The following is a 24,426-nucleotide window of genomic DNA, read 5'->3' on the forward strand; positions in this document are numbered from 1 at the left end:
GTTTTCCGAAAATCGTTATTGCGCACACAGCATCCGATAATTGAATTTAACTGTGAAATACAGATATATTCTTTCTTATGATATTAATATGTTTAATTAAATTACTGTTTTGTATGTATTAATAAATCACCAACGATTTTGCTTAGTTGACTGGAAAGCCAATATATGAAAAAAACAGAACAATTAGTCACGGCCGTCGCAGCGGAGGAAAGCACATTACCGCACGATCCGCCCCTGCGGGCAGTGCGCATTTTTGAAGCGATTGCCCGGCTGGGCAGTATCAGCAGCGCCGCGCGTGAATTGCATATTTCGTCTTCCGCTGTCAGTCATCAGCTAAAAGTGCTGGAAAACTATCTGCAGCAGCCGCTGACCCATCGTCAGGGACGTCGATTGATCCTGAATCAGGAAGGGCGTGAATATTACCGCTCGATCCGTTCCGCCTTTACCGTACTGCGCCAGGCGACCGAGCATTTGTTTACACAGGGACGCACCCGTCAGGTGACCATCAGCCTGATTCCGCTGTTTGGCATGGGCTGGTTTATTCCGCGCCTGCCGCATTTTATGCGCGCCAATTCACAGACTGAAATTAACGTGGTGTACGCCAACCACCGTAATTACCTCAGCGATGCGTCAGACATATCGATCCGCTTTGGCAACGGCCAGTGGAAGGGGTATCAAAGTGAAAAGCTCCTTTCAGGCCAGATGGTGCCGGTGTGCAGCCGCGAGTTTCTACGCCTGCATGGCCATATAGATACCCCGGAGCAACTGGCGCAGATGCCGATGCTGCACGACGAGGAACGCAGTTCCTGGCCGCAGTGGTTTGCCCTGCAGAGTGTGCGCCGCGTACGACGTGATGGCCCGCAGTTTGAAGATGGCCTGCTGACCCTTGCTGCTGTCCAGTCCGGACTGGGATGTGCACTGATGCGTGAGCCGCTGATTGCGCCTTATCTGCGCAGCGGCGAACTGGTGAAAATTTTTGATCTGCCTATTGATGATGGCCGCGATTACTATCTATGTGTGCGGCAAAATGTGGAAATGTCGCCAGAGGGTAAATTATTGCAGAAGTGGCTGCGGCGGGAAGCACAACAATAGCGCAAAAAATAATTCCCTTCCTGCTGATAAAAGCCGCGCATTATTAACCTCAGAAAAACGTCAGATATCATGCGGAGCAAGAGGAAGTGACCATATCTCACGGCAACGAGAATCCCTTTCATGATCGGATGCAGTGCAGATCAGACGTTAAGTCTATCCATATCGAACATAATCTGATCAGTACTCTGGTCATGTTTTATGCAGCTGCGGATGATACAGAACCCGTCAGACTTTTCGCGACCCTATGCCGCATAATTTCGACTGTTTGACGGTAATCGGGTAGCGGTCAATGTCCGCTTTGAGCGAAAAGCGGGAGTACGCAGTTTGCCCTACAATCAAAGCATGCTGATACTCCTTATGTAAATCACATTGAGCTACGCTAAGCAGATAAGACAGAGATATTTATAAATCCACAACTCTTAGAAAACCGATCAGTCCCGCCATGGCCGGGCTCAGTGAGTTCTGGTTCTTATAGCAAATGCAGATTCTCCTGCGCGCCCATTGGTCGTGTAGCGGCAATATTTGGTAGGGAAGCTTTTTGCAGAAGCGCTCAGCTACAGATACCGGAAGAATCCCTACGCCAATGCCGCTACTAACCATCTCGCAAATACCTTCAAAACTGCTCATTCTAATGCGGTAAGTCAGTTGATGACCAAGCCCTCTGGCATGTTCGCTGATGTGATCCTGCAACGCATTGCCAGGGTAAAGCCCAATAAAAGGTTCGCCAATCGCGTCCAAGAGAAAGACGTTATCTCTGCCTCGAAGAGGGTGAGTGACGGGAGCGATAAGAGCAAGTCTGTCATCTGCTATGGGTTCAAGCGTGAGTTCGCCGGCATCTACTGCATCTGAGACGAGCCCTGCTTCAACGATACCATTGTTAATACTGTTAATGATATCCGCACTGGTTCTCTCTTCTAGCTCAATGGCCACATTGGGATATTCTGTAAGCCACTTTGCAAGCTTTCCAGGCAGAAATTCGGTCATCGCAGAAGTATTGGCATATAATCGTACCTTCCCTCTGACGCCTTTAACGTAAGCGCCTAGTTCAGCTTTAAGCCGCTCCTGCTGGGACAGTATTTCACGGGCATGGCGGACAAGGATCTCACCGGCTTCTGTAAGGCTGACGCCTCTCGGATGGCGAAAGAACAGTTTCACTCCGGTGTCTTCTTCTATGCTTTTCAGCCTCTCACTGGCCGAGCCAGTAGCCAGGCTGGCGTACCGGGCACCATGTGTAATGCTTCCCGCATCGGCGATGCAGACGACAAGTTTCAAATCAGAAAGATCCAGCCTCATAAGATATTCACCTAAGCCTTCGGACCATCCGAAGCATGACGCACTTAAACCAGATTGTCTACCAATGGCCGGGATGTTTGAATTTATGGAAATCCTTCGTCAGGGCAAATTTCGTGAGCGAACAACTGTATGTCTATCTTTTATTGATATTTATCCTCGCCGGTTTCGTAAAAGGCGTGACCGGAATGGGTTTGCCAACAGTGACAATGGGATTACTTGGCATGTTTATGCCTCTCCCGATCGCGGCGTCACTGCTGGTTATTCCATCTTTCGTGACGAATGTGCTGCAGCTTTTTACCGGCCCTTCAGTGATGCTTATTATCAGACGTCTTTGGCTGATGATGCTGCTTATACTGGCTGGTACGGTGGCAGCATCTTCTCTTCTTATCAGCATTAATACGGCCTGGTCAGCGTTCGGCCTGGGTGTGGTTTTAATTGTTTATGCTGTTTTTGCGCTGACATCGCCGTCGCTTACAGTTTCTCAGGCCCGGGAGAAATGGATGTCACCCGTTATTGGCGGCATTACAGGCGTAATAACCGGTGCGACAGGCGTATTCGTTATGCCTGCCGTTCCCTTTCTTCAGTCGCTTCGCTTTAGTAAAGATGAACTCGTCCAGGCCCTTGGGTTGTCATTTACCGTTTCTACGGTTGCGCTGGCCGCTGGACTTTATCTTCATGACGCATTCCGGGTAGAGCAGATTTCGCTGTCATTTATGTCCATACTCCCTGCCCTGGCTGGAATGTGGCTGGGGCAGAAGGTGCGGGCATGCATCAGTGCGATGCGTTTCAGGCAGTGTTTTCTTCTGTTTCTGATTGTTCTGGGAATAGAGCTGATTTCACGCCCCTTTATCTGATTGTCCAAACCCGAAGAGCCGGATGTAGCAGAATGGTTGCCGGATCTGCAGAGTTAATAACCGGGAGAATGTAATGAGCAGCAATCAATTGTCGGTACTCAGCTTTCTTGAGGCTCAACTGAATGGTACGTTGAAGCCCGGCGGCACTACGCACATGAACTATCCGACGCCAATATCACAACTCCTAGGTTTTCATCTGGTGGCCATTAATAAGGGAACTGCCACGCTGGAGATGTATGCCGATGCGTCAATACACGGGAATCAGCAGTACGGTACACGGGGGATAAATAACAGAGTTGGCTGATGCCACTGTCGGAACGGCACATTCTACCCTTATGGGGCCAGAAGAAAGCTTTACGAGTATAGATATCAAAACTTCTTTTCTGCGTCCGGTATGGAAATCCAAGCTGACATCACACGATTATGTCATTCATCAAGGTAAGGCCATCAGCCACTATTGCTGTGAAATCAAAAGGGATGACGGTAAGAGCGTGGCCATCATACAGAGCACAGTTATGATCTTTAAGGGGGATAAGGCGTCCGGACGATGAAATTTTCGCAACATGAGCGAGATCTGCACGAAGATCAGATAGCACCCTTTAGATAAGGAGGATGATGTGTTACATGCTAAAGCGCTTCTGTTTTTATATGGGCGGTACACTGGTAGACTCAACGGCGGTAGTTGAGAAGGAATGGCGCAGGTCACCGGACTTCAGATACTACTCTAACGGCCACTTTATAAGTCAGCCATCCCTCACAGGATGGCTGTATATTTTTAATTTAATGAAATACGAACCACACTATCCGGGCCTTTCGTAGTGTTGTCGTGATTGAAGTCCTGCTTCACTGTTACGTATAAAGTTTTGCCGTCCGGTGTTATCAGCAGACTGTTGGGATGGCTGGTGAAACTCCAGCTGTTTTTCACAGCATAGCTGCCGGCATCAAGCTGCAGCACCTTCTTTGACTCACGCTGGCTGATGAAAATTTCGTTGCGCTTCGTGTTAAACTTAATTCCCAGCGCATCGCCTTCAAGACGTTTGATAACTTTCCCGCTGCGCTCATCAAATACCAGCGTGGTTTTGGCTTTTGAATCATCGGTCACGAACAGGCGCCCGGTGACCGGATCTTCTGCCATATTCAGGAACAGATACGTTTTTTTATCTCCCGGCGTCCAGCGTTGTTCGATTTTATGCGTGCCCGGGTTAATCACCAGAACTTCACCGCCGCCATTGGCGGCATAAATGCGATCTGTCAACGGGGAATAGATAATCCCCGTCACCCATTTTCCGGCGTTCTCGATTCGGGCTTTTAGCGTCATGGTGCTGGCATCAACCACGGAGATGAACCCAGGGTCGGCAACGCCGCCGATAAGCAGTTGTCCTTTGTGGAAGAGGATCTCACGCGCGCCAACCGGGTCACCATCCTTATCTTTGCCTTCAAACATCAGGCGCTGCAGCACCTTGCCACTTTGCACGTCCACTTTCGATACCCCGCCATCGAGGGTGTTGGTGGTGTAGTAAACTTTGCCATTATCGTCGGCCGCCATGCCGAAGTTTTTCAGGTCGGTGTGGGTTTCACCTTGTGTGGCAAGCGTTGTGGGATCGAGTTTATAAAGCACCCCGCCGTTGACATTTTTGAAACCCTGCGCGCTCGCGACGTACAGTGCGTTTGCCGTTGGGGAGTAAACCATCTCATACAGACCGTCAGCGAGTTCGCGCTGCTTAAGCGTAGCCGAATCAGGCGTAGCAGCTGGCGCTGTTGCGCTCAGGGTTAACGCCGCAGTAAGGACACTGAAGCCCCATGTCTTTCCTTTTATCCACTGAAATTTGTTCATTTATTGTCCCGTCATACTGGAAACGTGCCGTTTTTATAAATATGCATTTATTTACATTTAACTTACAAAATAATCTGTGCATAATAAAGTAAATAATTATCATTTACATTTTTGTTTATATAAATGATTTGCAAAAACGACAATAACTGACAGGTAATATGATGATTCTTAACGGCAGGGTTAATCGCGCGAAAGCGCAATCAGGGTCAATTCATACTCCCTTCTCACTTTCACTGCTTGCGCTGGCGATGTCCGCCGTCATGCACCCGGCACAGGCGGATGAGAATACGAAAGAACAAGAGATGGTTGTCTACGGCGACGGGAACGGGAGCGCCGATTCGCAGCAGGATTATGCGGTAAAAACCACGCGTTCAGGCACCAAAATGCTGCTGATACCGCGTGACGTCCCCCAGTCCGTAAGCGTCATGACTCGCCAGCGCATTCAGGATCAAGACCTGCAAACCATCGATCAGGTATTAACCAACACAACCGGCGTTTCGTCGCAGCAGGTTGATAGCGAACGTTCCAGCTATTTTTCCCGCGGCTTTGAAATCACCAGTTTCGCCTACGATGAGATCCCCACATCAATGGGCGACGCGTGGAACTTTGGCGACGCGCAGGAAGATACCGCCATTTACGATCGTGTAGAGATTGTGCGTGGCGCAAATGGACTGATGACCGGCGCTGGCGATCCGGGAGCAACGGTGAACATGGTGCGTAAACGTGCCGACAGTAAAACCTTCAGGGGCAACGTCAGCGCAAGCTACGGAAGCTGGAACAAACAGCGCTATATGGGCGACATCTCCGCGCCGCTCAATTCCGACGGTAGCCTGCGCGGACGCGTAGTGGCAGGTTATCAGGATCAGGACAGCTGGCTCGACAGATATGGTAAGCGTAAGAAATTTCTCTATGGCGTAATTGAAGGCGATGTAACGGAACACACGACGGCCTCACTGGGCTGGGATTATCAGCAAACAAACACCGCCAATCCGACCTGGGGCGGATTACCCAGCCTGTACAGTAACGGCACCCGCACCCGTTACGATCGCAACGTCAATACCTCGGCGAACTGGACGGGATACGCCGTTGAATCGCGTAAAGTTTTCGCTAAGCTCACCCACAGCTGGGATAACGGCTGGTCGGTTCGTTTTAATGGAACCCACGGCGAGCAAACGTTCAGCGACACCCTGCTTTACGTAATGGGCAATCCTGAGGTTACCACCGGCGAAGGTGCATCAGGCTGGGGAAGTAAGGATCGCGGCAAGCGCACCCTGGACTCCTTTGACACCTATGCCAGCGGGCCTTTCGAACTGCTCGGGCGTCAACATCAGCTGATGGCCGGGGCCAGCTATAGCCGTCAGCATAATGCCACCTTCAGTAAAGACGGGCCGATGGACAGCGATCGCATTGGCATCTTCAACAACAGCTGGGACGGGAGCGTGGCCGAGCCGGAGTGGGGCGACTGGTATCAAAATGCGGATGATATCGTGCGGCAAAAATCGGCGTATATGGCGGCACGCCTGTCGCTAGCGGATCCGTTGTCACTGATCGTTGGTGCACGCTATACCCAGTACAGCTCAGATGGCAGCAGCGGCGATATGCGTAAATACAACACCACGCCTTACGGTGGGCTGGTGTATGACATCAACGACAGCCTTTCCGCTTACGCCAGTTATACCTCAATTTTTGCCCCGCAAACCAAACGCACAAAAGAGGGGGCATGGCTCTCACCCGTCACCGGTAAAAACTATGAAACCGGCCTGAAGGCAGACTGGATGGACGGTCGACTGACCACCAACGTTGCCGTATTCCGCATCGAACAGGAGAACGCGGGAGAAGCCATCAGTGGGGAATTCGTCAATGGATCCAGCGAACAGGCTTATCGCGCAACCAAAGGTGCAGTAAGCAAAGGGGCGGAGTTTGAGGTTAACGGTGCCGTTACCGACAATCTGCAGCTTACCTTCAGCGCGACCCGCTACGTTGCCCGTGATTCAGATGGCCGCTTCAACAGCTTCGCGCCGCAGACGCAGCTGAAGATATTCAGCCGCTACCGCGTCCCGGTGCTTCCGGATCTGACCGTAGGCGGCGGTATGAACTGGCAGAATCGGGTGTACAAAGATGTTACCGGTCTGGACGGGGAGACGCAGCGCCTCTACCAGGGCAGCTATCCGATCGTCGATTTGTTCGCGCAGTATCAGCTGACAAAACAGCTGGCGGTGCAGGCAAATGTCCGCAACCTGTTTGATCGCGAATACTACTCCTACCTCGATGACTCTGCCGTTTATGGCGAACCGCGTAGCGTCTCGGTAACCGTGAACTACACATTCTGATGTAATCAGCATAACGTTTTCCCGGCCATCACCTGTTCCGAAATGCTCTGCCGCTCAACCGGCATGATGGCCCCGTCGCGCCACGTTTAGCTGCATAACGCGTTCTGCGCCTGCCTCGGTGCCATCCTGGCCTTGATTGCGTGGCGGTGGATGCGACCACGGCAAAGCGGCATTTCGGCTGGCTGGTATGCCAATCGGCCTGAACGGCACGGCGATTGCCGCACATGCGGTTATGGTGGGCGCCCTTCTGGTGACGAACAATATGCGAAATTTGAGCGAGTGCCGGGTCTGGCGCTGGGAGACTGGGTAAGTTGCAGAAGAATATCAAGGGACGTCCGCTCGTGCCAGGAGCGGACGTCAGATCCGATTAATACAATCAGCGCAACGCCTTTGAGAAACAGACAGCTTCTGTCCTACCTATATATGGGCCGTAATTCTCAATAAGGATATAACCATTTTTCTTGTAGAAATTTACAGCCCGATGGTTGATGTGTCTGGTTTCCAGCCTAAGCTCGATATATCCCATCTCTTTTGCGGAGTCTTCAAGAAAAGTAAGTAAAGCATTACCAACCCCTGGCACACTTCGGTCTGAAAACATCCTTTTAAGCTCGGCTATATCTTGCGTTAATGGCCGTATAGCACCGCATCCTACAGCGTTGCCTTGAGAATTCTTGGCTAATGCCCACAAAGCTTTATCATCACTCATGGCTTCAGTGATGAAATTGCTTTTGCCGTTATCGCCAGTAATCGCGGCAAGTTCTGCCGATAGCAATTCGATTAGGTGATGAGATTCTGAAGAAAATGGATCAGATTTCACTACTGTTATCATGGTCCTACCCTGCAGGATGAATGTGATCAACATAAAGCATCCTGCTAAGGAAAGCATCAGCCCAAACGGGTGATGGGACAAAATTGTTTTCAAACTATCCCCAGGGTCTCATGTCCGCTCCTCGCTCATAGCAGACATCGCAACGCTTCAGGCGGTCCGCTAAGTGCCGAAGCGGCCGTTGCTAACAATAGTCTGAGTTGATCAAAGGGGAACAGGTCAGTTCAGGTTCAGGTGAATGTCCTCATGGGTGATATGAGGACATTCCTGATTGAGTGGTGCTTTCATCAGTGGGGAGCTGTCACTATCTCTTTGCCTCGAAAGCAATCTTGAAGGCTAACCCTGCCAGTACAGTACCTATTAACCAACGTTGCGCTTTTATCCATGAAGGGCGACCCGAAAGAAACACTGTGATTGAGCCTGCCACAATGACAATCACGGCATTTACCATCAGGCTTATAAAGATTTGAATACACCCAAACGCCAGTGATTGGCCAAGAACGCTGCCATGACCTGGTTGAATAAATTGCGGAAGCAAAGACAAATACATGATGGCAATTTTAGGGTTAGCGAAATTAGTAATGAAGCCCATCATGAACAGTTTATTAGGGGCTTCAATCGGCAAATCTTTAACGGAGAAAGGAGAGTTTCCACCGGGTCTTATATTTTGCCAGGCGAGATAAAGAAGGTAAGCGGCTCCGCCAAAACGAAGTAGATCGTAGGCATAAGGAATGGCGAACACAAATGCCGTTATGCCAAATCCGGCACAAAGCATGTAAAATACAAATCCAAGCGCAACGCCGCCAAGAGAAATAAATCCAGCACGCTTTCCCTGGCAAATGGAGCGAGAGATTAGATAGACCATGTTTGGTCCAGGAGTTAATACCATTCCTAACGCAACCAGGCCAAACGTAAGGAAATGTACGTGATCAGGCATGACTTATCTCCAAAAGTAAGTTATGCCCAGACGCGCGGCTCGTAATGACCCATGCTTCACGATAGTGATCTATCTTTAAGCGTCAGTAACATGGGCGCATTTATGATAACACATTTCAACAACACATGGTTCTGTAAATCATAGCATTAATTGCCGAGGCAGTGAGCGGTTTCCTCTATTCTCAGTACCTTGTGGCTATGTCCGCCGAAATGAGCCTGAATGCCTGTCGTATGTCATTATATGTCGAATTAACCGCTTATCTGAGTCCAGGCCCCTCATTGTTCAGGACACTTCGTGATGAGTATGGGTTTTGAACTTTCCTTCTTCACTCAAAATTGCCTCTAAGTTCCAGCCGCGCTGAGGACCTGCTGTGGTCCAGTGCATCACTTTTATGTTAGAAGAAAGCATTCATTAAGATCACTTGAGGATAAGCAGAATGCTTCTGGAAAAGCTCAGGTTGCTGGAATGCAGCCTTCACGGTGAAAGGCGAAACAATCGTGAGTGGCTTGAGCGGCTTTTCCACCCTGAATTCCTGGAAATAACACGTTCAGGCGTTATGGTTGACCGTTCAGAGACGATCACGTCGCTATTAAACGAGAAAACTGCATCACATATTATCAGCAGCGATTTTCGACTCACCGAAATGGGGGGGGGCTGCGTCATGCTTCACTACCGGACGTCTTATGCTGACGGCAGTCTTCCTGCATTGCGTTCTTCCTGCTGGCTATATTCGGATAAAGATGGCTGGAATCTGGTTTTTCACCAGGGAACGCCAGTTGCAGCTGCTGTGTAAATTTGCGACTGAGATATGGTACATGTGGGTCATAGCTGGTCAACAAGAGAGCAATCAGTGCATAGCCTCAAAAGCGTCTCCCGTCTAATTCCTGATGTGCGTTCAGGTAAGAAGCAATACACCATTCGCTGGGTGAAGGAAAAATCATTCCGGGGCCGATGCGTTATGTGAATGCAGATGATGATTCTGACACTTTTGTAGTGCAAGTGACTGAGGTGAAAACAATGAAGCTCTTCTCTGTGGCGCATTATCTGGGCAGGTTAGAAGAATCGCAGATGAGGTTCTTCTGAGTGGTATGCGGGAGCATTATCCTGACATCGGGCTCGATTCAGAGGTAGCAGTGATGCATCATCTGGTACCTCTAACATAGGTTCTGCGCTGGAATGTTACGTTTACTGTTTTAAAGTTTTCCAGCTGTACTGGACTAAACGCCCGTCCATCGCTCAAAGCGGGTTCAAGCTTGCTCCTGTCTCTGTTATCAGATACTGGACTGAACAGCCCTAAGCGTTCTTTTACGTATCCATCCACTACCTGCCCGTATTGCCAGCCAGTAAGCAGTCATTTTCAGCTGAGTAGCACGATCCGGACAGTAAATGAACGTTTCAGTTCGCAACTCATGTTGCCCTTTTTTGATTTTCGTCACCCGGTAGCGCAGCAAAAGCTTCGCGTAACCCGGCGCAACTGGCGCCAGGTAAGCATCAGTATCCGGTACATTTTCCAGGCCAAAATCTGCACGCCAGAACTGTCCGCGCAAACCGTAGCAGAGCTCGGATGCTGACTCTTCCAGAAGAGTAAAACTGTGCAGGCCGAAGCTGTTGATCGCCTGGGGTTGTTTGTTACGTCGAAATTTTTGCGGAAGTTGTCGCACAGACATTAATAACCGGATGACGGCATCTTGCTGAATATCGAATTCTGATACTAATGGCAGGATCTTTTCAGGTGAGTTTGTATTAATGACGGTCTGATGTTTTTCGTAAAACTGGAACTGAGGTAGGACAACGGGTATATCTTCCCATTGAGCAAGCGCCTTCCTAGTAACAAAGCCTAAGTTCAACATGTTACCTCCTTGTTATCCTTAAGACCAGCCAGAGTGACAGATGTCTTAAAGTAAACAATAACCGACGCAATATCCTGTTTTTTTAAAGACTTTTACGACAGTTATGCTTAATTGCATTCATAGAGGAGAAAGAGCCTGCTCCTATCATCTAAATATAGCTGGTACATAATGTCGTCCGCTTATCGCTCAAAGTAGTCTGTCATGCCTGCTTAAAAACAGACTTAACGTGGAGAGTTGGCTCCTAATTAAAATTCCAGATGTTAACTTAAATGTTGTAGGTAATTGATTAAAAATTTTTATAAAATGGGGAAATATTTACTTGAAGCGAAATGGGCGGTAATGTTGAGGGATTTCATCGCTTTGCCCGTCACGTAATTCTTCAGAAACAATCCGCCCAATCGTCGCTGCACAAGTTACCGCAGGATGCATAGATGCAACGTATATGCCCTCATCAGCAAAACCAAGAACTGGATAACCATCCCGCGGTACAGGGCGTTCTCCTACTGAGTACTTGATGAGAACTGCCGACTCTGCACCCGCGAGCCTGCTTCTTACCGCGATTTGTGCAGAAACCGCCGTATCTCTTACGTTTCCATTTGCAGGATAATCTTCTGCTGCTAATAAATCCCCGTTGCGTGCATGCCTAACCTCAATATCATCCCCCGAGATCAGCGTCTTGACCACGCGCCGGGGAACAGCAAAGCGCAGTAATATTGCTGGTGATGACAAAATCGGTACTGGAATACTTATACGCTCAGTCAGGGCTGGAATCCCAGTACCACAGGCCAGTACAACACAATCTGCATCCATTTTACCCCTGGAGGTCAGGATCCCCGTCACTTTACCTTTAACCATGCAAAAACCTGAAACGGTTGTTTGGGTCTGCAGCACTGCTCCTCTCTCACATGCTTTATTGACCAGAATACGCGTCGCCTTAAGCGCATTGACAGCACCATCTTTTGCAGCATAGCGGGCTTGTTGGGGGGATTGACTAACGCAGGCTCAAGTCTGGCTATATCAGCACGATGAAGGAGGGTTTCATCCTCCATGAAGACCCCGGATGTCTCGCCGTAACTTAACGAACCACTCCAGTTAATCTGAAGTTCCGGTATTTTTTCTTCCAGCCTGTGCCAGTCTGTAAGTGCGGCGCGCCGGAGAAGCACATCAGGCGCATCATTTTTCACTATAGCAGTCAACCAGCCAAACGCGTTAGCTGTTGCACCTGATGCAGGCATATCTTGTTCAACAATGGTGACCTCAAAATCAAGGTGGGCAAGATGCCATGCGATAGAGGCGCCAGTAATCCCAGCACCGACAACGATGATTCTTTTTTTTCGGGTCACTGTGCCAACTCCTTTTGGGAAACATATTCATAACAGGATGCAAAAATAATCTTTTAAAGACAACTTCGCAGAATTGCAAAATTCGTCGCCACTACTCTTTAAGACACTAACTCTTGAGGACGGCTTGATGCTCGAAGATGGCCGTCGAAGTGTGACACGCATTCACTGAGTAACAGGCCGCTTCGTGGCAGAAGCTGACGTTTCCAACCTCTGCATGCACTAATTGGTGGAGAACAAATCTCACGGTATAGCTAAGCAGACGCGCAGAAATCATCAGGTTCTAAGTGTCGAAAACGGCCACCGGTCCACAGAAGCGTGCTGAGGCGTCCCGGATAAAGGCGCTAAGGGGGTATGTTTAATTTTTTTATACAGTAGCAAAAAAAAGGTCGCCACCGGGAGCGACCTATTTTAGATGTTTTTTCAGGCATCATTTCCTTCGATGCCGTTTACGCTTCAGGTATCCATGTATCTGCTTCGCTGTCATCCGGGTAATAATAGCCATTCGGTACTGATTGAAGCTCTATCAGGCTGCCCCATGGAGTCTGGAAGTATACGCTTGCATTATCTTCAGTATCTTCATGACGCGAGTTTCCGTGTATTTCTGAAAGAAATTTCCCTCCTGCTGCTTTTACCCTTTCCACCGCGTAATATATATCGTCCACGTAAAGTGAAATGTGGTTCCAGCCAATATCCTGCAGTCTTACGGGTTGTTCCTGCTCCCTGCTTACTATCTCAAAAAGCTCCAGATTTGGACCATTACCAATCCTTAGTAATCGTTGTCTGATAATCATTGAGTCAGGGCTTAAACCCAGCTGCCTCTCAGTATCCGTTCCTTTTCTTGGAGGATCGTTGTCTGTGAGACCGTTATAAACAAACCTGGCGTCCAGCGCCTTTTTCAAAAATTCAGTTGCTTGGTGTAAGTCTGGAACGGTCAGCCCTACATGGTTTATGCCCCTGCTTAGGGGGCGTTCCATTTTATTTCTCATGTTTACCCTCTGGTTAACAACCTGGATGACTCATACAGAGGGTAGTTCCTTCTCACTTAGATGCCACATCAGGTTGTTATGTTTAATGTAGAAGAGCTTCCCTGTTGCCATCATTTTACGTCCGCTTATCGCTCATAGCGGACAATAATCATTCTTTTATATAAGGTTACTTACTACCGGGAAAAGCACTTCAAAGTATAAGTAACCTTCTAACCAATTGGTTGGTTAGACGTGCGACTTCGGATTGCTTCAAGCCCAACCTGTTGCCCATAAGAAAGCTCCAGAGTATTACCATCAGGGTCAGCGAAGAAAACGTAATAACCCACAGGTTCTCCGATATCTTCAGGCTCTTTACGTAACACACCTTCATCCCGGGCCATACCTGTTTTCCTTTCAATTTCTTCGCGGTCGGCACAGGCAACGCCCAGATGGCCGAAATGACCCAAGGGGGTATCAGTCACATTGTCCGCCTGAACTAAAACCAGCGCAAATGGGCGGGTGTGGTCGCTTAGCCAAGCCACTTTACGGGCATCCGGAACATCAGGTTCGCGCCGGTGGACAACAGACATACCGGCATAGCGCTCATAGAATGCAATACTTTTATCTAATTCTCTTACGACAAAAGCAACGTGCGTAAAACCAATATCTATCTTTTTCATATCTATGATTTACCTATTCGGAGCCAAAAGCTTTACTCTAAAACCTTAAGTACACTTAAGGTCAAGATATTAAATTTTCCCCTATATATTAGATGTGAATGTCCGCTTTTCGCTGTGAGTTCAACCGATGGATGCAACACACTTATCAAACCGCTCTGCGGGTGAATCATAGTCTAGCGTTTTTCTCGGTCTTTCATTTAGCTGTCTGGCAACACAGTTAAGTCTTTGCTGGCTGTGAACGTTCCTTTTGGAGAATATTGTCTGAGTAGCCTGTTCGTATTTTCATTTGAGCCACGTTGCCATGTAGATTGAGGATCACAGAAATAAATCTGTATGTCTGTCGCTACAGTAAATCGAGTGTGGCTGGTCATTTCAGCGCCTCGATGAATCGCCACGGATTTAACAGACACCTCAGAGTCATTTAAGATGACTTACAGAGAGGTGCACATGAGCGGTAAGCGTTATCCTGAAGAGTTTAAAATTGAAGCAGTCAAACAAGTTGTTTATCGTGGTCATTCTGTTTCCAGCGTTGCAACACGCCTCGATGTCACCACCCACAGCCTTTACGCCTGGATAAAGAAGTACGGTCCGGATTCTTCCACAAATAATGACCAGTTAGATTCTCAGGCCGAGATCCGCCGCCTCCAGATAGAGCTGAAGCGGGTTACCGACGAACGAGACATATTAAAAAAAGCCGCGGCGTACTTCGCAAAGCTGTCCGACTGAGGTACGCCTTTATCCGCAACAACAGCTGTTGCTGGCCTGTTCGCTTGCTCTGCCGGGTCCTGGATGTCCATCCGAGTGGATTTTATTTCTGGCTTCAGCAGCCATATTCACAGCGTCACCAGGCAGACCAGTTGCTGACCGGGCAGATCAAACAGTTCTGGCTTGATTCTGGCTGCGTCTATGGTTATCGCAAGATCCATATTGATCTTCGTGATACCGGGGAGCAGTGCGGAGTGAACCGGGTCTGACGGCTGATGAAGCGTGCCGGAATTAAAGCTCAGGTTGGGTACCGTGGCCCACGGGCACGTAAAGGCGAAGCCAGCATCATTGCACCCAACAGGCTCCAGCGGCAGTTCAATCCGGACTCGCCGGATGTGAGTTGGGTAACGGACATAACCTACATCCGAACCCACGAAGGCTGGCTGTATCTGGCCGTGGTGGTTGACCTGTTCTCCCGAAAAGTTATCGGCTGGTCAATGCAACCCCGCATGACGAAAGAGATTGTCCTGAACGCATTACTTATGGCGGTGTGGAGGCGTAATCCTCAAAAACAGGTACTGGTTCACTCTGATCAGGGCAGTCAATACACTAGCCATGAGTGGCAGTCGTTCCTGAAATCACACGGTCTTGAAAGCAGCATGAGTCGTCGCGGTAACTGTCACGATAACGCGGTTGCGGAGAGCTTTTTTCAGGTACTGAAACGCGAACGGATTAAGAGAAAGATCTACGGAACGAGAGACGAAGCCAGAAGCGATATTTTTGATTACATCGAAATTTTTATAACAGTATGCGTCGGCATGATTCGAGCGAGCAGATGCCACCGACTGAATATGAGAATCTATATTATCAACGGCTCAGAAGTGTCTAGATTATCTGTGGCGATTCAATGCAGAGAATCACCTTGCTTGTATCTGTCCCAGATAATCGCCTTTTGTTCTGGCGTGTAGTAAATGCGAGTTCTTCGTTTCATGGCAACATCCCCCTTGATCAAGGATAGCGTTGCATCGACCCGTTGAACTCACAGCTCAAAGCAGACGCTGCTAATATTGGAATGTACTAATCTGTGGGGGGGCTGGTCACACGCCTCTGCGTTTATATTCTGTCTACGGTGCTGATACAGATTGAGGGAGTGATAAATGAGAACGGGTATACTCGGTGTAGGCGATTTGACTGAAAAAATTGTAGCCGGGTTTTACCGGGCGCAGACCGCTGCGGAAATCATCCTTTCACCGAGAAACGCTGCGCGGGCAGAAAAGTTGCGAGATGCTTATGGCTGCCAGGTGGCAAAGAGTAATCAGTCGGTGGTTGACCGGGCAGATAATCTGATCGTTGGCGTTCGGCCCGATGCTTTGCCGCAGCTGGCATCGGAGATTATTTTACGCCCCGGACAGACCGTCATTTCCCTTGTTGCCGGCGTCAGTATCCCGCATTTGCAGGCACTGTTCAGGCATGATCGTATTATCAGAATGATGCTCACCTACGCTGCTGAAATAAACCGCTCCACGGTGGTGCTTTCCGCCTATGAAAATGAGGTTGTGCGTTATTTCTCTGTGCTGGGAGAGGTTACCGTACTGGACACCGAGGATGCGTTTGAACTGGCAACGGTCAGTATGTGTATGAACGGCTGGTTTTACCATCTTGCTGACGGGCTGCAAAACTGGTTATTGGAAAAAGGGATGGCCCAAAATGACGCCCGCGCGCTGGTACTTGGTGCCATGCGCGATTGTGCAGAATATGCAGGCCACAATAGCCAAAAACCTCTAGGTACGATGCTGAAAGCTATCGCAACGGAGGGAACCTATACGGCGCAGGGGGTAGACATTCTTGAGCAGCAACGGTCGTTGCAACCCTGGATTGATGCTGCGAACAAGGTTTCAGAGTCACTAACTGCCTCTCAACTCTCGTCAAAAAAATAGTGTCAGATCCCACTTTGCGGGGGATTTATCCAGAGCCGGTGCCGGCGCTCCTCAGGGGAACAGGACAGGGCAGACGTATGGCTTTTTCAACGTCCGCTGTGTGCCAAGAGCGGACGTTAATGTCAGTGTTCTCAGGCAGAGACACATCAGAAATGACTGCCTCCTGATAAAACGGCGTTAATTTTTGCATGTTATTTTTTCATATCCGTATAAATTAATCCTACCCGACAAGTACTCACCTAAATATACCTCACTGATTTTACTAAAGCCTTTCTTTGTAACTTCAGTTTCTAACCATTCATTGTCTTTATTAAGGATTTCTAACAGATCATGATTGGCCAAACCGTCCACTATAATTGGGTAACGTATATTTTCATCGCCACTTTGTATGATGGTTAATTGCCCATTCTGTTCGAGGACGACGCGTTTTAGTTGTTCTATCTCGTAAATTCCATTTGCTCTTAATTTGAACATTAGGTCATTTGCAGAAACACCATTCCGTAAACACTCCTTAACATTAACACTGCCATTGTGTACTAAAGTAATCGGTTTTCCATCAATCATCCTTTTAATTAATCGATTGTTTTCTTTCAAGAATTTAAGAGCAAAGACCAAAAGAGTCCATATGATTAGGACCAGAATAAATTGAAGTACTGTTATAGATTCGTTGTAGATTACGCCTCCTATAATTCCCCCCAGCACATAGTTTTGAACCTGGTCCATTGCAGATGAGGGGGCCAGATTTCCTTTCCCCATAAGATTTATTTGAACAATTAAACACAGTATCCCCAGGCCCAACTTTATAATGATAGGTAAATAAATTATCACTTCCACACCTCAGTTTTTTATGATTTCTATTTCTGGGTTTACTAACGAAACTTCTACTAAGTTGTATGTTTTTTGATTCGGACTCAAATTGACGCGATAAAAAACATTACTAATTTTAACGATAATGCCATCAGAGAGTTGTACGGAACTGGAAAATATAGCATTTACATTCACATCATTTTTTTGTGCCAGCAGCCTAACAAAGTTAACCATTTGTGAGGATTGGGAATGTATATTTCGACTATCAGTATAATCAGCATACTGAACACCAGAAATGAAGAGCAAAAACAAGAAAACTATGATTGTTAAGTCACGATATTTAGTTTGCAGGCGATGACGCATATACAGGCTAAAAACAACGATCAAGATAAACAAAGTACTAAATATAACTATGTATTTTAAATAATCATTGATATTAGACTGCAGTTGTAGATAATCTATGCTATAAAATTTCATATAAGTTTAATCCCTAACCCCTCAAAACCACATTTTTATTATAGTAAAACACCGCCATTACTCGTTATGGTGTTACTTTGCAGCTAATTATTAGTTATCAGCTGAAATTTGTCATTATCCTTAAGCCAACTATAGTGACTTGTTTGTTATGACTCAAGGCATCTCAATATTATTAGGTCATGCGGTGTCCTGACGAAGTGTGAATACGCGGTACCGGTTGCGGTAATATCGGCGCGAGGCCTGGTGGCGTGTGTGCCGGGTGCGGTATAATGGCACCGGCGCTTGAGGCTTTTTGCCTGATGCCGCTGGCAGTGATGCTGGTTGTACTGAGGCAGAAAGAAGAAAGCCCCGAAGGTGTTTTTTCAATTAACCAACAGGGCCAACTCTATGTCTCGACAACATCAGAGTAGCCCTTTACCCCCCGTAAGGCAATGAGATGAGGCTATGAAGCTGACACCGAACTCTTTCATCTGGTGCGTGCTGATAGTGTGTATCACACTGCTGGTATTCACCTGGCTGACGCGTAAATCGCTCTGCGAAATTCGCTACAGGGACGGAAGCAGGGAGGTGGCCGCTTTAATGGCTTACGAATCCGGTAAGTAGCAACCTGGTGGCGGGGGAAACCCCGCCATTTCAGGGCTGATGGGTCGGGGGCCGAAAGCGCCTTTATAGTGGGGCTGTCAGTTCGCTGGCAGCCCCATTCTGTTTCTGCCACGGCGCTGAATACCAGGATGCTGGCATCAGCAACACGGATGTGCCCGACAAAAAAGACCCCTTACGGTGCAAAATCCGGTACACCGTAAGAGGGGCTAAACAGCCTTCATTACAGGAAAACCAGTGTAAATCAGTGCGTTTCGCTTGTCGCCGGAACAGGAACCATAACCGGAGAATATACTTTCAGGCGGCGTCTGGTACGCCCCGGACATTGTGGCAGAAATCAGGTGCCGGTCACACAGAACGGGTGAGGAGCAGCTATAGTCAGGGGACACGAGATCCGGATGGACACAATGCTCTGGTGAATACGCAGTTAAGGGACGGGAAGAGAGCTGCGGTGAATACCGGTACGGTGTGAAGCCAGGAGGCTTCCGGAAGGGTTCTGCGCCGGAGTGATTCGGTAAAGGGAAGAGTAACAATACCGGACAAAGTGTGAATCAGCTATTTGCTACTCCTGACCAGTCCCTGCCCGGACTGGTTTTTTTTGCCTCCCTCAGTTAACAACAACACGGAACACGCCACCTTCAGCTCCGTATCCTTACCGGCCGGGTCCTCCCCGGGCGGGGCAGTACGGTATCGGGGTCTGGAAAATCAAATGTGCAAATGGCTACCTGACCTACCACAACGGGATTTATCACACCGGGCATCGTGCATATAGAGGGGCACCTGACGACAGCCGATATAAAGGCGGCTGCTCACGCCGCTGGCGTGGATGAGCTGAACGCCGTAGGCAATGTCCCTGTTCTGGAAAAAAATGATGCGCTCACGCAGGTGCTGGAACTCACGGGTACGCCATGACTGATTATCATGCCGGTCAGGAATGCCTCGCCCGGAACCATCACTAGGCTTCACCGGTGCAGATTATGAATGCAATTTATAAAGCACATCACTGACGCGCCCGGTCCCGCCAGGCTTGCCCAACCCGGCAAAAGCAGGATGAATCCGTGCCTTTACCGGGTTACTGGTTATCTCAGATGTACTGTCATGTATCTATCGTCCGAATAGGTTCTGTTCCCATCAGGTAGCGTCTGCTTATCTGAGCCTGTTGCTCTCTGTCATGTATGACGTCCGCTGTTTGTTCCTATTGCTCTGCTTTCTGTCCGCTTCTTGTCAAAAGCGAACAATACCTGAGTCATCCTGATTTAGATGAACAAAGTCATGAATCATGGATCAGGTGTTTACCGTAGAACATCCACAGGCAAAGCTGAATGCGTAAACAGTAGTAAAATTTTTACTTTACTCATGCAATCTGTGACCTGGCCGATAACATATCTGCCACTTAATTATTACTAACAGGAAGCAATTATGTTGGGTAGATTTTTCAGAAAGCCACCGCCCATACCAGAGGTCACATTACCAGTGTTACCTGAAAAATCAGACGAAGAGTTCAGGCAACTCAGTACGTTACCTGACCGTCTGGAGAGTTTTTCAGCTCTGCTTCCAGAAATATTATGGGTATGTGAGAGTAAAGAAATAACAGACAATACTCCTTTATGGATTTCATCTGTAACACCATTTGGTTTGTCAGAAGAGAACAATGTTTCACTTACTCTCTCAGCGCTCTGCTCGCTTGTTCATGGAGAGGATAAAAGCCATTTCAGACAACTTTTACAAAACGCGCAGCGCCATATTTCTCCCGGCGCAATGCTTAAATGTCGTTTTAGAACAGCAGGCGGCAGTTATGAGTGGTTCCAGGTTACTGTAAGCCGTGAGCGCAGCCCGGACGGTCAGAATCATAGGCTGATGGGTATACTGGTGAACATCAGCGATAAGGTTGATTACGAGAGTGAGTATGACATTGTTATGACCCGCTTCAACCTGTCACGTGAAATGCTGAATGACGGGCTCTGGGATCTTCAGATTATCAATGGTGACCCTTTACATCAGAACAACGTATTCTGGTGGTCACCGCAGTTCAGGAAGCTGCTGGGGTTTGAAACCGTTGAAGAGTTTCCTGATGTTATTGATAGCTGGGCTTCGCGTCTCCATTCCGATGACAGTCAGCACACTCTGGACTCGTTTATAAAACACCTTAACGACCATTCAGGCTCAACAGGTTATGACGTTGAATACCGCATCAGGCTTAAGAACGGCAATTACCGATGGTTCCGTGCCCGCGGTCAGACCCGGCGGGACAAAAATGGTGTACCGCTGCGCGCAGTAGGAGCATTAATTGATATTCAGACGCTGAAAGACCAGGAAGTTCAGGCTACGCATGAACGTCAGCGTAAAGATGAGGCTGTAACCTCAGTCGGTGAAATTGCCGAGCTGGTCTCTGAAAATGCCAGTATAGCCGCCCAGATAAAACTCATCTCGCTGAACGCCAGCATTGAAGCCGCAAGAGCGGGCGTTCAGGGGCGAGGATTTTCAGTCATTGCCAGTGAAATACGCGTACTGGCGGACAGAACCGCTGAGATAACCGAAAACATAAGCCGCCTGCAGGTCCGGCTGGATGCTTCCTCACGCCTTTAACGATCATTGATACGCCTTTTGATTAAGTACGCACGCTTTCTGGTTTGTTCCCGGGAAGTGTGCTCTCTTGAAACCTGAATTTAATGTGCTCAGGTTTGATCGGTTGGCACACAGTCGGTAAAGTCCACTTTGTGCCAGGTGCGGACGTTGTGTGAAATACAGTGACTTATCAGATTCAGCCCCTGCATTACATTGTATGCAGGCCATGTCACAGCACTTCATGCGAATGCTATTTGTCAGACAGTAATGGCTTCATGAAGCTACGCTCGTAGCTAAGGATAAACTTTTTCTGGTTAGCTTCATTGAACAGTTCGACACATTCAGCCTTATTAAGAAGGGCTAGCCTGTACTCTTCGTACTGCGCCAGGCTATGGAAGCTGAATAAACAGTACGCTATGTTATTTGCTCCTTCTGATGGTAAGAAATAGCCGTGATGGATGCCCCCCATCAACTCCACAATTTCGATCCATTTCGAAGCATAATTCTCAAACTCATGTAATTGATAGGGATCGATAATATATTTGACGTGACAAGTGATCATTTTTTCCCTCATGTAAAAATAAGATCCTATTTTTATACACTATTCAAAGAGTAAGTAAAATTCCCATTTGCCGTGAAAACTACAACTGTCCTCTCCTCGCTCACAGCGGGCCGTAATCTCCACCGCGGTGAACCAGGAGCGGGCTCTATCCCTGCGGGTCTACCCGAGCATCCATGAGGATGTACTGCGCCGCTTTACGCGCGTACCGATCAATCAAAGGCACATGCCGGGTGAAATGCTCGCTGGCGCAGTGCGTATCAAGTGCTGCCCGATCGGGCCACTCTTCAATGAAAATAAAATGCCCCGGCTCCTTTTCATCCCGATACAAATCATAAGCAATACACAGAGGCTCTTTCTTCGTTGCTGCGACAAGTTCGCGGTAGAAAGGGAGAACGGTGTCAACGTACTCGGGTTTGATAAAATTCTCGGCGATGACCTTAAGCATACGGACTCCTTTATTCAAACAGGTAGCCATACCGGCAGGGTGTAAACAGCTCTTTGGTTTGTGTTTCAGCGTCTACCGCATGCCCGGCAGACGCCGGGCAGAGCAGGGTAGGACTTAGAATAGCAGGGAGTAGTTCAGACCAAAGGTGCGGCCACGCCCTTTGTAGTTGTACAGCGACTCAGGACCGTAGCCCGGGCTGTAGTACAGCGGCGCGCGCTGGCCCCAGACAGTGGTGTAGTCGCGATCGAAAACGTTCTCCACGCTGAAGCTGAGTTTACCCACCGGCAGCTCATAGCTACCGAGCAGATCAATCGTGGTGTAACCATCGATTTTGTAGCCCTGAGCGTCGCTGACGTCGAAGGACGTGGTGCTCTGTACGCGCAGGATCCACGGATCCGGCGCCCAGCCGATGTAGGCCGTCGCTTTCGACGGGCTCGCCACCTTCACATCATACTTTTCCCAGCTGCCGTTCACTTTAGACTCGGTTTTCAGCACGTTGAAGTTCGCGCCGGTGCTCCAGTCGGTGTCCGGGATAAAGTAGTCTACCGCGCCTTCCACGCCGTAGATACGGCGCTTGTCATCGACCACGCTGATGGTCAGATCTTTATTCGCCTGCACGCTCTTGTCGGAAATCGAGTAGTAGGCCGCGATTTGCGTACGCAGATTATCGCCGGAGTAGCGCCAGCCCAGCTCGTAGGAGTTGACCTTCACGCCTTCCAGCTGGCTGTCGTTCACATTCACGCTGTTGGTCAGCGGAAGGTGCCCGTTCACCGCTGCGCCATAGGTGCCGCGCCCGTAGTATTTACCCGGGTCCGGCAGCTCCACGCCCTGGGAGAAGTTGAACCACGTCTGCTGGCGTTCGGTCAGGTGAACCAGCAGACCGGCGTTAAACAAGAAGTTATCGTAATCGACCGACCCGCCCGGGATCGCATCGGCGGACTGCACCTTTCCGGCGGCAATCTGCTGTTGCTGTGCGTAGCCAATGAAATCATCAATCTTGTTCTCGGTGTACTGATAGCGCACGCCGCCGCTTAGGGTAAAGATATCGTTGATGTCATAGCTGGACTGCAGGAAGGCCGCCAGGTTAGTGATGTCGTACCCCGGATAGCGCCCGGTGGTGTAAATCCGCTGGTTATTCATCCCGCCGGAAGCGTTTGCGTTGGCCAGATCGAAGAACATCTGGTTAGAGGTAAAGCGCTCGTGATCCGCATCCAGCCCGTAGGTCAGCAGCAAGCCGTCCAGCGGTTTGCTGTTGAGGGTGAGCTTCGCGCCGTACTGGTCCGTGTCCTGCTGCGAGGAGGAGAACGCGCTAGCCTGCTTGTTCGCGTTGACTGTCGGGAACGGATAAAACAGCAGCGATTCGTCGCGGTAATATACCTGGCCGACCAGCTCGTGACCGAGAAAATCGCTGTTCGAGTATTGCAGGCTGATGAGATGACGCTCGGTGCCCGGAATACGGTCTGAATTCAGGCCGCTGCTGACGTATGGCCTGGTCGCGCCGCTGATTGCCGAAAAATCTTTCCCGAGGTTCAGCCCGTAATCGTCGTCACCCTTGCTTTTATAATATTGGGTCACCAACTGAAGCTGTTGGGTATCGTCGATATTCAGCATCCCGGTGCCCATCACGTCCAGACGGTCGGAATACTGTAGGCCGGTCTGGGTGTTATCGAGCAGCGTCGCGTCGCCGTTACCGTCAAACCAGCCGCCGAACTTCTGGTACGCTACCGATGCGCGCCCGGAGATATGGTCGTTGCCGCCGGAGATGGCGCTGGCAACGCGCTCATCGTGATCTTTGCTGCTGTTAAAACCGCTCTTAATCCCCGTCTCAAATTCCACCTGGGTATCCGGCTGGCCTTTTTTCGTCACAATATTGATCAGGCCGCCGGTGCTGCCGCCGCCGTACAGCGCGGTGGCCCCGGAGATCACTTCAACGTGGTCGATATTGAACGGGTCGATGGAATCGAGCTGGCGGCTGTCGGTGCGCGACGAGTTCAGACGCACGCCATCCACCAGCACGACCAGCGGACGGCCGCGCACGTTCATTCCGTAGTTGGTACGGCTCTGGCTGCTGACATCAAGTCCGGGGATCAGCTGGGCCAGCGCGTCTTTCAGCTCTTTACCGCCCTGGATCTGCTGCTCCAGTTCGGCTTTTTCAATCACCCAGGTGGTTTGCGCCATTTCCGCTACCGTACGGTTGGTGCGGTTGGCGGAAACCACCAGCGTGTCGTCGCTGCTCTGCTGCGCGACCGCGGGCGCCATCATGGCGAGCAGAAGCGGGTTAAGAGCCCAGAGCGTATGCTTTTTGGTTATCATTATCATTCCTT

The 24,426-nt window shown here is 49.2% G+C and carries 24 protein-coding genes, 2 pseudogenes and 1 riboswitch; of the genes and pseudogenes, 11 read left to right on the plus strand and 15 right to left on the minus strand.

All coding sequences use genetic code 11. The features are described from left to right. Positions 1-165: 165 nt before the first annotated feature. Complete coding sequence (locus IAE48_RS10950; RefSeq protein ID WP_200134363.1) at positions 166-1,092, plus strand: LysR substrate-binding domain-containing protein; 927 nt, start codon at positions 166-168, stop codon at positions 1,090-1,092. 402 nt (positions 1,093-1,494) lie between these two features. Here IAE48_RS10950 and IAE48_RS10955 read toward each other — a convergent pair whose 3' ends face one another. After that, on the minus strand, positions 1,495-2,385 hold the full coding sequence (locus IAE48_RS10955; RefSeq protein ID WP_200134364.1) for a LysR family transcriptional regulator: 891 nt from the start codon (positions 2,383-2,385) through the stop codon (positions 1,495-1,497). A 185-nt stretch (positions 2,386-2,570) separates the two neighbouring features. On the opposite strand from IAE48_RS10955, the gene IAE48_RS10960 reads away from it, so the two are divergent. The 3 genes from IAE48_RS10960 to IAE48_RS24315 all read left to right on the plus strand — a co-directional run bounded on the left by IAE48_RS10960 (position 2,571) and on the right by IAE48_RS24315 (position 3,790). Then, positions 2,571-3,239, plus strand: a complete 669-nt coding sequence (locus IAE48_RS10960) for a sulfite exporter TauE/SafE family protein (protein WP_233631555.1) — start codon at positions 2,571-2,573, stop codon at positions 3,237-3,239. A 73-nt stretch (positions 3,240-3,312) separates the two neighbouring features. After that, entirely contained in the window at positions 3,313-3,543 is a 231-nt protein-coding gene (locus tag IAE48_RS10965; protein WP_200134366.1) for a hypothetical protein, read from the plus strand. 31 nt (positions 3,544-3,574) lie between these two features. After that, complete coding sequence (locus tag IAE48_RS24315) at positions 3,575-3,790, plus strand: PaaI family thioesterase (protein ID WP_370569021.1); 216 nt, start codon at positions 3,575-3,577, stop codon at positions 3,788-3,790. 224 nt (positions 3,791-4,014) lie between these two features. Here IAE48_RS24315 and IAE48_RS10975 read toward each other — a convergent pair whose 3' ends face one another. After that, a complete protein-coding gene (locus IAE48_RS10975; RefSeq protein WP_200134368.1) occupies positions 4,015-5,073 on the minus strand; it encodes a YncE family protein in 1,059 nt (352 codons plus the stop codon). Positions 5,074-5,234: 161 nt separating this feature from the next. Here IAE48_RS10975 and fhuE point away from each other — a divergent pair, with 161 nt between their 5' ends. After that, positions 5,235-7,403, plus strand: a complete 2,169-nt coding sequence (fhuE, locus tag IAE48_RS10980) for a ferric-rhodotorulic acid/ferric-coprogen receptor FhuE (RefSeq protein WP_200134462.1) — start codon at positions 5,235-5,237, stop codon at positions 7,401-7,403. Between the two features lie 376 nt (positions 7,404-7,779). On the opposite strand, the gene IAE48_RS10985 is transcribed toward fhuE, so the two are convergent. Together IAE48_RS10985 and IAE48_RS10990 are read right to left on the minus strand one after the other, a co-directional pair. Beyond that, complete coding sequence (locus tag IAE48_RS10985; protein ID WP_200134369.1) at positions 7,780-8,265, minus strand: GNAT family N-acetyltransferase; 486 nt, start codon at positions 8,263-8,265, stop codon at positions 7,780-7,782. A 268-nt stretch (positions 8,266-8,533) separates the two neighbouring features. Next, positions 8,534-9,166, minus strand: a complete 633-nt coding sequence (locus IAE48_RS10990; protein WP_200134370.1) for a LysE family translocator — start codon at positions 9,164-9,166, stop codon at positions 8,534-8,536. 17 nt (positions 9,167-9,183) lie between these two features. Then, positions 9,184-9,266: riboswitch (ZMP/ZTP riboswitch) on the minus strand. 336 nt (positions 9,267-9,602) lie between these two features. Between IAE48_RS10990 and IAE48_RS10995 the strand changes: the two genes are divergently transcribed. Further along, positions 9,603-9,959, plus strand: coding sequence for a DUF4440 domain-containing protein (locus IAE48_RS10995; protein WP_200134371.1), 357 nt, complete (start codon positions 9,603-9,605; stop codon positions 9,957-9,959). A gap of 478 nt (positions 9,960-10,437) precedes the next feature. Here the strand turns inward: IAE48_RS10995 and IAE48_RS11000 are convergent, their stop codons facing one another. The 6 genes and pseudogenes from IAE48_RS11000 to IAE48_RS11020 all read right to left on the minus strand — a co-directional run. Continuing rightward, entirely contained in the window at positions 10,438-11,016 is a 579-nt protein-coding gene (locus IAE48_RS11000) for a hypothetical protein (protein ID WP_200134372.1), read from the minus strand. Positions 11,017-11,331: 315 nt separating this feature from the next. Beyond that, positions 11,332-11,940: an NAD(P)/FAD-dependent oxidoreductase gene (locus IAE48_RS24220; RefSeq protein ID WP_370569022.1), complete on the minus strand. Its 609-nt coding sequence runs from the start codon at positions 11,938-11,940 to the stop codon at positions 11,332-11,334. Next, positions 11,853-12,359 carry an NAD(P)/FAD-dependent oxidoreductase gene (locus IAE48_RS24225; RefSeq protein WP_370569014.1) on the minus strand — a complete coding sequence of 169 codons (507 nt, stop codon included), beginning with the start codon at positions 12,357-12,359 and terminating at the stop codon, positions 11,853-11,855. Before IAE48_RS24225 ends, IAE48_RS24220 begins: the two co-directional genes overlap by 88 nt. Before the next feature lie 446 nt (positions 12,360-12,805). Further along, positions 12,806-13,333 (minus strand): VOC family protein, encoded by a 528-nt coding sequence (locus tag IAE48_RS11010; protein ID WP_233631548.1) that lies wholly within the window; start codon positions 13,331-13,333, stop codon positions 12,806-12,808. Between the two features lie 221 nt (positions 13,334-13,554). Then, on the minus strand, positions 13,555-14,004 hold the full coding sequence (locus tag IAE48_RS11015) for a VOC family protein (RefSeq protein ID WP_200134374.1): 450 nt from the start codon (positions 14,002-14,004) through the stop codon (positions 13,555-13,557). A 120-nt stretch (positions 14,005-14,124) separates the two neighbouring features. Further along, positions 14,125-14,405 (minus strand): annotated as a pseudogene (locus IAE48_RS11020) (IS30 family transposase); the annotation flags it as partial. A gap of 46 nt (positions 14,406-14,451) precedes the next feature. Between IAE48_RS11020 and IAE48_RS11025 the strand changes: the two are divergent. Further along, positions 14,452-15,598: pseudogene (locus IAE48_RS11025) on the plus strand (IS3 family transposase). A 268-nt stretch (positions 15,599-15,866) separates the two neighbouring features. Then, on the plus strand, positions 15,867-16,646 hold the full coding sequence (locus tag IAE48_RS11030) for an NAD(P)-binding domain-containing protein (RefSeq protein WP_200134375.1): 780 nt from the start codon (positions 15,867-15,869) through the stop codon (positions 16,644-16,646). A gap of 177 nt (positions 16,647-16,823) precedes the next feature. On the opposite strand, the gene IAE48_RS11035 is transcribed toward IAE48_RS11030, so the two are convergent. Together IAE48_RS11035 and IAE48_RS11040 are read right to left on the minus strand one after the other, a co-directional pair. Beyond that, positions 16,824-17,474 carry a DUF421 domain-containing protein gene (locus IAE48_RS11035; protein ID WP_200134376.1) on the minus strand — a complete coding sequence of 217 codons (651 nt, stop codon included), beginning with the start codon at positions 17,472-17,474 and terminating at the stop codon, positions 16,824-16,826. A 9-nt stretch (positions 17,475-17,483) separates the two neighbouring features. Further along, complete coding sequence (locus IAE48_RS11040) at positions 17,484-17,930, minus strand: DUF3290 domain-containing protein (RefSeq protein WP_200134377.1); 447 nt, start codon at positions 17,928-17,930, stop codon at positions 17,484-17,486. 269 nt (positions 17,931-18,199) lie between these two features. On the opposite strand from IAE48_RS11040, the gene IAE48_RS11045 reads away from it, so the two are divergent. The 3 genes from IAE48_RS11045 to IAE48_RS11055 all read left to right on the plus strand — a co-directional run bounded on the left by IAE48_RS11045 (position 18,200) and on the right by IAE48_RS11055 (position 21,116). After that, a complete protein-coding gene (locus IAE48_RS11045; protein WP_200134378.1) occupies positions 18,200-18,340 on the plus strand; it encodes a hypothetical protein in 141 nt (46 codons plus the stop codon). A 34-nt stretch (positions 18,341-18,374) separates the two neighbouring features. Then, positions 18,375-18,533, plus strand: coding sequence for a type I toxin-antitoxin system Hok family toxin (locus IAE48_RS11050; RefSeq protein WP_200134379.1), 159 nt, complete (start codon positions 18,375-18,377; stop codon positions 18,531-18,533). A gap of 1,416 nt (positions 18,534-19,949) precedes the next feature. Continuing rightward, positions 19,950-21,116 carry a PAS domain-containing protein gene (locus IAE48_RS11055; protein ID WP_200134380.1) on the plus strand — a complete coding sequence of 389 codons (1,167 nt, stop codon included), beginning with the start codon at positions 19,950-19,952 and terminating at the stop codon, positions 21,114-21,116. A gap of 229 nt (positions 21,117-21,345) precedes the next feature. Here IAE48_RS11055 and IAE48_RS11060 read toward each other — a convergent pair whose 3' ends face one another. The 3 genes from IAE48_RS11060 to iutA form a co-directional block, all read right to left on the minus strand. Continuing rightward, complete coding sequence (locus IAE48_RS11060; protein WP_370569015.1) at positions 21,346-21,669, minus strand: NIPSNAP family protein; 324 nt, start codon at positions 21,667-21,669, stop codon at positions 21,346-21,348. A gap of 133 nt (positions 21,670-21,802) precedes the next feature. Beyond that, positions 21,803-22,102 (minus strand): putative quinol monooxygenase, encoded by a 300-nt coding sequence (locus tag IAE48_RS11065; RefSeq protein WP_200134382.1) that lies wholly within the window; start codon positions 22,100-22,102, stop codon positions 21,803-21,805. A gap of 114 nt (positions 22,103-22,216) precedes the next feature. Next, a complete protein-coding gene (gene iutA, locus IAE48_RS11070) occupies positions 22,217-24,415 on the minus strand; it encodes a ferric aerobactin receptor IutA (protein ID WP_233631549.1) in 2,199 nt (732 codons plus the stop codon). Positions 24,416-24,426: the final 11 nt, after the last annotated feature.

It is taken from the genome of Kosakonia sp. S57, from assembly GCF_016516575.1.
GTDB lineage: Bacteria > Pseudomonadota > Gammaproteobacteria > Enterobacterales > Enterobacteriaceae > Kosakonia > Kosakonia cowanii.